At 63.9% G+C, this 8,338-nt stretch carries 8 protein-coding genes and 1 tRNA gene; 4 read left to right on the top strand and 5 right to left on the bottom strand.

What is annotated here, in order from left to right; all coding sequences use genetic code 11:
- The 4 genes from I5M_RS00925 to I5M_RS00910 form a co-directional block, all read right to left on the bottom strand.
- The coding region (locus tag I5M_RS00925; protein ID WP_022719683.1) for a valine--tRNA ligase at positions 1-2,482 on the bottom strand (2,482 nt) is incomplete at its 3' end.
- Between the two features lie 146 nt (positions 2,483-2,628).
- Positions 2,629-3,480 (bottom strand): PopZ family protein, encoded by an 852-nt coding sequence (locus I5M_RS00920; protein WP_031334897.1) that lies wholly within the window; start codon positions 3,478-3,480, stop codon positions 2,629-2,631.
- A 405-nt stretch (positions 3,481-3,885) separates the two neighbouring features.
- Positions 3,886-5,277, bottom strand: a complete 1,392-nt coding sequence (locus I5M_RS00915) for a TolC family outer membrane protein (protein WP_031334896.1) — start codon at positions 5,275-5,277, stop codon at positions 3,886-3,888.
- A gap of 188 nt (positions 5,278-5,465) precedes the next feature.
- Positions 5,466-6,131, bottom strand: coding sequence for a protein-L-isoaspartate O-methyltransferase (locus I5M_RS00910; protein WP_031334893.1), 666 nt, complete (start codon positions 6,129-6,131; stop codon positions 5,466-5,468).
- Positions 6,132-6,344: 213 nt separating this feature from the next.
- On the opposite strand from I5M_RS00910, the gene I5M_RS00905 reads away from it, so the two are divergent.
- The 3 genes from I5M_RS00905 (at position 6,345) to I5M_RS00895 (ending at position 7,554) form a co-directional block, all read left to right on the top strand.
- Positions 6,345-6,419, top strand: a tRNA-Asn gene (locus tag I5M_RS00905).
- 480 nt (positions 6,420-6,899) lie between these two features.
- Positions 6,900-7,064, top strand: a complete 165-nt coding sequence (locus I5M_RS31115) for a Flp family type IVb pilin (protein WP_022719679.1) — start codon at positions 6,900-6,902, stop codon at positions 7,062-7,064.
- A 115-nt stretch (positions 7,065-7,179) separates the two neighbouring features.
- On the top strand, positions 7,180-7,554 hold the full coding sequence (locus I5M_RS00895; protein ID WP_022719678.1) for a hypothetical protein: 375 nt from the start codon (positions 7,180-7,182) through the stop codon (positions 7,552-7,554).
- A 93-nt stretch (positions 7,555-7,647) separates the two neighbouring features.
- On the opposite strand, the gene I5M_RS31110 is transcribed toward I5M_RS00895, so the two are convergent.
- Entirely contained in the window at positions 7,648-7,896 is a 249-nt protein-coding gene (locus I5M_RS31110; RefSeq protein WP_148287799.1) for a hypothetical protein, read from the bottom strand.
- A gap of 226 nt (positions 7,897-8,122) precedes the next feature.
- Here I5M_RS31110 and I5M_RS32990 point away from each other — a divergent pair, with 226 nt between their 5' ends.
- Complete coding sequence (locus I5M_RS32990; RefSeq protein ID WP_022719677.1) at positions 8,123-8,299, top strand: hypothetical protein; 177 nt, start codon at positions 8,123-8,125, stop codon at positions 8,297-8,299.
- The last annotated feature ends 39 nt before the right edge of the window (positions 8,300-8,338 follow it).

Raw genomic sequence — 8,338 nt, 5'->3', positions numbered from 1 at the left:
TCAGCGTCGCCGGCACAATGTTCATCTCGGCGCGCACCGAACGGATGNAGGTAACGAGATCGACCACCCAACCGATCTCGGCCTCAGCGGCTTCGTCGGTGAAGTCCGGTTCGACTTCCGGCACGGCGTAGAGCGCCGGAGGTCCCATCGGGTCGGTCGCGGCCGTCGCCGCGGCAAGCGACAATTGCTGCTCCGTCACCTGCGCCTTGCGCGACCACGGCGCCAGCACCAGCAGCCCATCGCGCTTGGCCGTCACCGTCCAAAGCTCTTCGGTGATGAACGGCATGAACGGGTGCAGCAGCTTGAGGATCTCATCGCGCGCCCACGCCACCATGGCGCGGGTCTCGGCCTTGGCAGCGCCCTCCTCGCCCGTCAGCACCGGCTTGGCGAGTTCGAGATACCAGTCGCAATACACGTTCCAGACAAAGCGATAGGCAGCTTCGGCGGCGTCGTTGAAGCGATAGCTCTCGATCGCCTCGGTGACTTCGCGCGTCGCACGCACGGTCTCGTGCGCGATCCAGCGGTTCAGCGTCTGCTTGGCGGCCTTGTAGTCGAAGCCGGCGGGCACCGCGCAATTGTTCATCTCGGCGAAGCGGCAGGCGTTCCACAGCTTGGTGGCGAAGTTGCGATAGCCCTCGACGCGCGAGGTCGCGAGCTTGATATCGCGTCCCTGCGCAGCCATCGCGGCCAGCGTGAAGCGCAGCGCGTCGGCGCCGTACTGATCGATCAGATTGAGCGGGTCGATGACGTTGCCCTTCGACTTCGACATCTTGGCGCCCTTCTCGTCGCGGACGAGGGCGTGGATGTAGACGGTCGGGAACGGCACGTCCTTCATGAAGTGCAGGCCCATCATCATCATCCGGGCGACCCAGAAGAAGATGATGTCGAAGCCGGTGACCAGCACGTTGGTCGGGTAGTAGCGATCCAGCGCGGCGTCCTTGTCGGGCCAGCCGAGCGTCGAGAATGGCCACAGCGCCGAAGAGAACCAGGTGTCGAGCACGTCTTCGTCGCGGGTGATGAAGCCCTCGCGCTTGGCGGGATCTTCCGCCATGTCGTGGGCCTGCTCGGGCGTGATTACTTCCTGCTCGACATAGTAGCCGAGCGCATTGCCGATCGCCTCTTCCTCGGTCTCGGCGACGAACACCTTTCCGTCCGGGCCGTACCAGGCCGGAATCTGATGGCCCCACCACAGCTGGCGCGAGATGCACCAAGGCTGGATGTTCTCCATCCACTCGAAATACGTTTTCTCCCAGTTCTTCGGCACGAAGGTGGTGGCGCCGGAGCGCACCGCGGCGATCGCCGGCTGCGCCAGTGTCGCGGCGTCCACGTACCACTGGTCGGTGAGAAACGGCTCGATCACCACGCCCGAGCGGTCGCCGTGCGGCACCATGTGGACGTTGGGCTCGATCTTCTCCAGGAAGCCGAAATCGTCGAGCCGCTGCACGATCATCTTGCGTGCGGCGAAGCGGTCGACACCCTCGAGCTCGCCGGCGAATTCACGCGCGCCTTCCGGCAGGCCTTCGAGATAAGCGCTGTTGTCGAGGATCGAGATCTTGCCCTCGATGTCGAGCACGTTGATCTGCGGCAGATGATGCCGCTTGCCGACCTCGAAGTCGTTGAAGTCGTGCGCCGGCGTGATCTTCACCGCGCCCGAGCCCTTCTCGGGATCCGAGTAGTCGTCGGCGACGATCGGAATTCGCCGGCCGACCAGCGGCAGGATGACGTGCTCGCCGACGAGATGCGTGTAGCGCTCGTCTTCCGGGTTCACCGCGACCGCGGTGTCGCCCAGCATGGTCTCCGGACGCGTGGTGGCGACGACGATGAAGCTCGACGGATCGGCTGGATCGAAGCTCTTGCCTTCGATCGGATAGCGCAGGTGCCAGAGGTTACCCTTGACCTCGATCTGCTGCACTTCGAGATCCGAGATCGCGGTCAGCAGCTTCGGGTCCCAGTTGACCAGCCGCTTGTCCTTGTAGATCAGGCCCTGGCGGTGCAGTTCGACGAACACCTTGGCGACGGCGCGCGACAGCCCTTCGTCCATGGTGAATCGCTCGCGCGACCAGTCGCACGACGCGCCGAGGCGCTTGAGCTGATTGACGATGACGCCGCCGCTCTCGGCCTTCCACTGCCAGACGCGCTCAAGGAATTTGGCGCGGCCCATGTCGCGCCGGCCGGGCTCCTGGCGCTCCATCAGCTGGCGCTCGACCACCATCTGGGTGGCGATGCCGGCGTGATCCGTGCCGGGCTGCCACAGCACGTCGCGGCCACGCATGCGCTCGAACCGGCACAGGATGTCCTGCAGAGTGTTGTTGAGCGCGTGGCCCATATGCAGCGAGCCGGTGACGTTCGGCGGCGGGATCACGATCGAATATGGCTCCGCGCCCTGGCGCTCAGGGCGGCCGGCCTTGAAGGCTCCGGTCTCTTCCCAGGCGCGCACGATGCGGCCCTCGATCTCGGCAGGCTGGTAGGTTTTTTCGATCATGGCTCTGCAATCAGAAAAGGCGCGCTTCCATGGCGGAGGCGCGCGCGCTGTCTGGCGCTAGAAACCCGCCAGCGCGCTGCAAGTCAACAATAGCAAATCCAGCAATTCGGGCGGGCGGAAGGCGCCGGGCGCCAGCGGTCCGCTGCTCAGCGGCCGCGCGACACCCGCTCGATTTCCTGACGGACGATGCGCTCGACCAAAGTCGGCAGATTGTCGTCGAGCCAGGATTTCAGCATCGGTCGCAGCATCTCTTTGACGAGGTCTTCCAGCGTGCGCGCATTGTTGCTGAGCACGGTGGTCGCCAGCGAGTTGAAGGCGGACTCGACCGCAGCGGCAGTGGATTGGGACAACATCGGAGCCTGCAGCGGCTCGGTCGACCAAGTCGGCGGCGCTGCGGGCTCGGGCGCGCGAGACCGCGACGGCGCTGCTTCGGCGAATTCCAGATCGTTCATGAGCGGCGTTTTGTGGAACGGCGGATGCGGCAGCGGAGTCGGTGCCGCCGGTTGCTCAGGGAGCGCCATCTCGTCGGTCAATTCGAGAACGTCCACATCGGGTTCGGGCTCCGGCGCAGCCGCGGCTACTGCTGCGGGCGCGGGCGTCGGCGCGGGTGCTGGCTTCGGTGCTGGCCGGATTTCCTCCTCCGTCGTGGATGAGTCGAGGCCGGCCAGCAGCGCATCGATGTCGTCCTGGCTGTTGCCGGCATCGGAAGCCGCCGGCGCTGCCGCCGCGGGCTTCGGAGGCGGAGCCGGCGCAGGCTTCGGCGGCGGGGCAGCAGGTTTGGCGGCGGCGGGCGCCGGGGTCGGCGCAGCAGGCGGAGGAGTCATTGCCACGGGCTTGCTCGGAGGAGCCGGCTTGGGCGGCTCTGGCTTGGCTGCGACCGCAGCCGGGATATCCTTGGCTGCAGCGGCAGGCTTGGCTTCGTCATCCGCGATGATGCGACGGATCGACGCCAGAATCTCCTCCATGGAAGGTTCTTGCGCCTTCGCAGGCTGCGTCATCTCCGACTCCACATCATCACGCCTCGTTCGCGTTCTACACCAAAGCGTCGCGGGATTGGCCTGTTCCGGAACGCCCGACCCGACGTTTCGTCATAGTTCGCCAACTTGTCCCCAGATGGCTCTACCCGCAGGGCAATGGATCCCGCGAAGAACAGCCTTCCCCCTGTCGCTCCGTGCGCGGACGAATCGCCACGAGCAACCCGCAAACGGTATGGCAGTCATTGAAGCGTTGGCAAGCTAAGGGCCTGCGCGTGTTAGCTCATTGAGCGCATACCGAAACAATCGCGGCCGCCAAGAGCGGCCGCGTCCCCTATTCCAATCATGATGATGATGATCAGACAGACCGGTGCAAGATCTGAGCCCGGTCGAACAGCAGCGCCGCTATACGCGGCGCCGCAAAGTCGATCAGCGACCGTCAGGCGTGCGAACGCCGGCCCAGCTGTCGCGAACCTGGTGATAGTGCACGCTCGGATCGTAGACCTGCGTCTTCAGTCCGAGCACCTGCGGCGCCAGCCGGCCGACGGCGCTCAGCACCGAGTAGGAGGCGACGACGCGGTCGTGCTGCGCGGTGACCAGCGCGACGCGCGCATTCACCAGCGCCTGCTGAGCGTTCAACACGTCGAGCGTGGTGCGCTGACCGGCCCTCGCTTCTTCGCGGACGCCGTTGAGTGCGATCTCCGAAGCATTGACCTGCGCCTGCGCCGAAGCGACCTGCGACTTCGCCGCCTGCAATTGGCCCCAGGCCTGGACGATGCTGGCGCGGGTCTGATCGCGAACCTGTTCGAGGTTGAGACGCTGCTGAGCCAGCGTCTCCTTCGACTGACGGATCAGCGCGTACTCGGCGCCCCCCTGGTAGATCGGGATCGACAGATTGGCGGTGGCACCGCCGACAAACTGCTTATTGGTCGTGATCGACGATTCCCACGCCTGCTGCGCGCTCGCCTGGACGGTGAGCGTCGGGAACAGCGCGCCTTCGTTGATCTTGACGTTTAGGAAGCTGACGTCGATGCCGAACATCGCGGCGGTGACGTTCGGATTTTCGGTCAGGCCGAGATCGACGGCCTGCGCCAGCGACGCCGGCAGGAACCGGTCCACCGGCGAACCCGGCGCCAGCGCCGTCGGCTCGGTACCGATAATGCGGCGGAAGTTCGAGCGCGTGGTGGTGAGAGTCGATTCGGCCGTGAGCTGCTGCGTCCGGCCGGCAGCGAGTTGAGCCTGCGACTGCGCCACGTCCGTGCGGGTGACCTCGCCGACGTTGAAGCGGTCCGTGGTCTGCTTCAGCGTCTGCTCCAGCACGCGGACGTTGGACTTCTGCACCTCGAGCGTGGCCGAGTCGCGCAGATAGTCCATGTAGATTGTAGCCGCGGACAACAAAACAGACTGCTCGAGCACGCGCAGACCTTCGCGAGCCGACGACACCTGGCTCTCGGCCGCGCGAGTGCGATTGGCGGTGCGATTGCCGTTGAAGAGCGTCTGGCTGGCGGTGATGCCGACCGAGCGCGGAACCTGGGAGCCGCTCAGATGGTATTGATTGCCGAGCTGCACGCCGCCGACGTCGGTGTACTGATATCCGCCGCTGGCGGTCACCGCGACGGTCGGACGATAGCCCGAAAGCGCCTGAGGCACCGATTCGTCGGTGGAGCGCACCGAGGCGCGCTGTGCGTTGAGCTGCGGGTTCGTCTGGTAGGCACGGATCAGAGCTCCGTCCATCGTCTCGGCCAGCACCGGCGCCGGCCCCAGACACGCCAAAACAACCCCGGCAGCCGCAAGGCCGGAAAACCGCTTCACCCCATGCATCCCAGGCTACCCAATCTTATTTCGCGCCCGATGATAGTTCGGAATCGCCGAACCATATCGCTGGCAAGTCTCCACTCACCTTAGGCCAGCGCAACCGCGGAAGGAACCCCTGGGCGGCAATGCTTAACGAAACTTGCCGGCTGGGGCATCCAGGACACACTCCTGTTTTTCAACAAGAATTACAGGCCTTAAAACACAAACTCCGGCTCGCGCTGCAGCCCAGGAAGCACCGGCACAGAGGCGTCGAACAGCACACGCGCGCCGAAATCGTGTGGCGAGCGGGTCACGATCGTCGCCCGCTGCGGCTTGCCCTCGGCGAACACGCCGACGAGCCTGCCGCCCATCTTGAGTTGGTCATAAAGCTTGGTCGGCTCGCGCTCGGTCGCGCCGTTGAGCAGGATCACATCATAGGGCGCGGTTGCCGGAGCGCCCTCGCCCAATTCGGTGACCAGGAAGGTCACATTGTCGATGCCGAGTCGCGCCAGATTGGCGCGCGCGGCCTGAGCCAGTGCCTCGTCATCGATCGTCGCCGTCACACGGTCGGCCAGCTTGGCGGTCAACGCGGCGAAATAGCCGGTGGCGCAACCGACCACCAAAGCGTGGTCGCGTTCGCCGACCTCGGCTGATTGCAGCATGCGCGCTGTGCCGATCGGGCTCAGCAGGAAATGGCGCCCCGCGCCCTTCGGATCGACGTCGATATCGATGTCCAGGTAGGCGAGTTCGCGCCTGGCTTCAGGCAGGAACTGTTCCCGCGGCAGCACGCGCATCGCGTCGATGATTCGCCAATCGGTCACGCTGGCAGGCCGGATCTGGCCGTCGACCATGTTCTGCCGGGCGCGCGCGAAGTCGGTCATCATGCATCCCCTGAAATGAAGCCTGCGACATCCATGATGCAATGCGAATGAAAACGCAACATGGCCCGATTCCCGGCAGATTGCCGCCGTATGCCGTGCACAAGGCGCCGTTCACAGCGGTCGTCGATCCAGCATTGCGACGCGGACATTTCCGCTTTGCAACGCCGGAAGGCTTTGTTATACGCTCCGCCGTGCGAAGGATGCTTCGCCTGTTCCCTGGAAGCTCAGTGGTAGAGCAACCGGCTGTTAACCGGTTGGTCGCTGGTTCGAATCCGGCCCGGGGAGCCATTCCACAAATTTTGCAGTCAAAGCGGTTTCGAACCCGCGCCGGCCTATTTGTCGAGCGCGATGGCCCGACCAGTCGGCGTCAGATCATTTTCCCGTGTCGCTCTCTGGCGTCCCCCGAGACTGCTTCACCCCCCCCTGCGCTCATCGAGCCAACCGAAGATCAGACCGCGATCGGCGACGTCCATTTCGAGCGGATGCAGACCGATAGCGTGGTGAGTAATGTAGTCAGAAGGCCGCGGCGCACCGCCGGCTCGACGCTTCCCGGTCAACAATTAGCGGCCAAGCGATCTGAGAACGATTAGCAATCCTACTACCCATTCGATCAGTTGCTACTCCAATCGTACAAATCCCTCCCTTCTTCGTTGTTTGAAACATCTCGTTCGCGAACTTTTAAGTTCCAGGATGGAACCTGCCGTCGCGGTCTTTCGCCGCCGCCGCACAGGACGGTGCGGCGCATTTGGCAAACCACAGGAGGCAGGTTTGAAATCGATCTTGCGTCAATTCATTAGAGACGAGAGCGGTGCAACCGCGATCGAGTACGGGCTGATTGCAGCAGGCATCGCGGTGGTGATCATCACCGTGGTCAAGGGCATCGGCACCAATCTCGTGACCAAGTTCACGTCCGTGCAGGACGGCTTGAACTAGCGAGCTTCGATCATTCGCCTTCGCTGCGGCGATAGAGCTTCGATGCGAAGCGGGAACAGGAACGTTCACGCATCGTTATCCGCGCGCATATCGTCCAGCGAAGGAGAATGAACCGATGTTTCGTAAAATGATGATCGCCGCCGCCGCCGTGGTTGCCGTCACCGCTGTTTCGGCTCCGGCGTCGGCGCAACGCGCGTTGCAGACCCAGAATTCGACCGGCTACGATCAGAGCTCGTACCAGGATCAGCGCGAGTGGCGTCGGGACGGCTGGCGCGACAGCAACGCCTACTGGCCGGGCCGGGTTGCTGGCGACATCGTCGGCGGCGCGATCGGCACGGCAGGAGCGATTGCGACCGCGCCGTTCGCAGCGATGGATGGTGCCTATGATGGCGGCTGGGACATGCGCAGCTATGCGGCGCGTAACGGGTTCGTTTGTGTCCCCGGCACCATGTTCCGTGGCAATGACGGCCTGATGCATCCCTGCCAGTAAAGCCAGACCAACAAGTACACACTTTCAAATGGCCGCCTGGAGGAAAACCTCTGGGCGGCTTTTGTCGTCCCAAACGCGGCCGAAACGCGATACCTAGTGCATGAAAACGGCACGGCAGGCTTCGCTCAGCGATTCCCGCTGTCGTTTCAGGCAGGCGGTGATTCTGGCACGATTGGGAATTTCGCCAGCGCAGAGCCGGTAGACATCCGGTGTGCAGGCGCGGCGCTGTTCTGGCGTCGCGCTGTATTGTGCCTCGGCTTGAGTTACCATGGCGATCGATCCGATTGCCAACGCGACCGCCGCGAACGTCAAAGCTCGTCGGAATCTCGGGCTCGTCTCCATTGTCCGTCCTCATTGGAATTGAGCAGAAGGGCAAAGGTTAGCTGTTACCAACGACGGATTCTGTGCCCTGTCTCACACTGACCGCCCCGCGGCCGTGCACTCGGCGCCGCTGCCGATGAACCGACCGGCGCCAATTCGACCTACCGGGATCGTTCGAATTTTAGCCTTTCGCGAAATTGGTCCCCAAAGTGTTTGTGAAACAGTCCGGCTCGACAGGGAGCCGATCATGAGTGAAGCCGAGTACAATTTGATGCTTGCGGCCGTGAGCGCCGCGATGGCCACAGGGTCGCAGGATAACCTGCCCCGTCCTGGCGCGGTGCGAACGTTGCGGTGTGCCGCCAACGACAACCAGGTCGAATGGCCGCTGCTGCCGTTCCCGTCGGACTGGTCCGGCGCCTGCTGACTTGAACCGATCGTTGCAGACATGCCTGTAAGCCATTGT

The sequence above is a fragment of the Rhodopseudomonas sp. B29 genome, from assembly GCF_000333455.1.
Classification (GTDB): Bacteria; Pseudomonadota; Alphaproteobacteria; order Rhizobiales; family Xanthobacteraceae; genus Rhodopseudomonas.
The sequence above is the reverse complement of the archived record's forward strand: the minus strand, read 5'-3'. Positions and strand labels throughout refer to the sequence as shown.

What these genes read in the sequence shown, in the direction of transcription:
- I5M_RS32990 (WP_022719677.1), top strand. Translation starts at nt 8,123, where the DNA reads ATGAGTGAAGCCGAGTACAATTTGATGCTTGCGGCCGTGAGCGCCGCG.
- I5M_RS00910 (WP_031334893.1), bottom strand. Translation starts at nt 6,131, where the DNA reads ATGACCGACTTCGCGCGCGCCCGGCAGAACATGGTCGACGGCCAGATC.
- I5M_RS00895 (WP_022719678.1), top strand. Translation starts at nt 7,180, where the DNA reads ATGTTTCGTAAAATGATGATCGCCGCCGCCGCCGTGGTTGCCGTCACC.
- I5M_RS31110 (WP_148287799.1), bottom strand. Translation starts at nt 7,896, where the DNA reads ATGGAGACGAGCCCGAGATTCCGACGAGCTTTGACGTTCGCGGCGGTC.
- I5M_RS00915 (WP_031334896.1), bottom strand. Translation starts at nt 5,277, where the DNA reads ATGCATGGGGTGAAGCGGTTTTCCGGCCTTGCGGCTGCCGGGGTTGTT.
- I5M_RS00920 (WP_031334897.1), bottom strand. Translation starts at nt 3,480, where the DNA reads ATGACGCAGCCTGCGAAGGCGCAAGAACCTTCCATGGAGGAGATTCTG.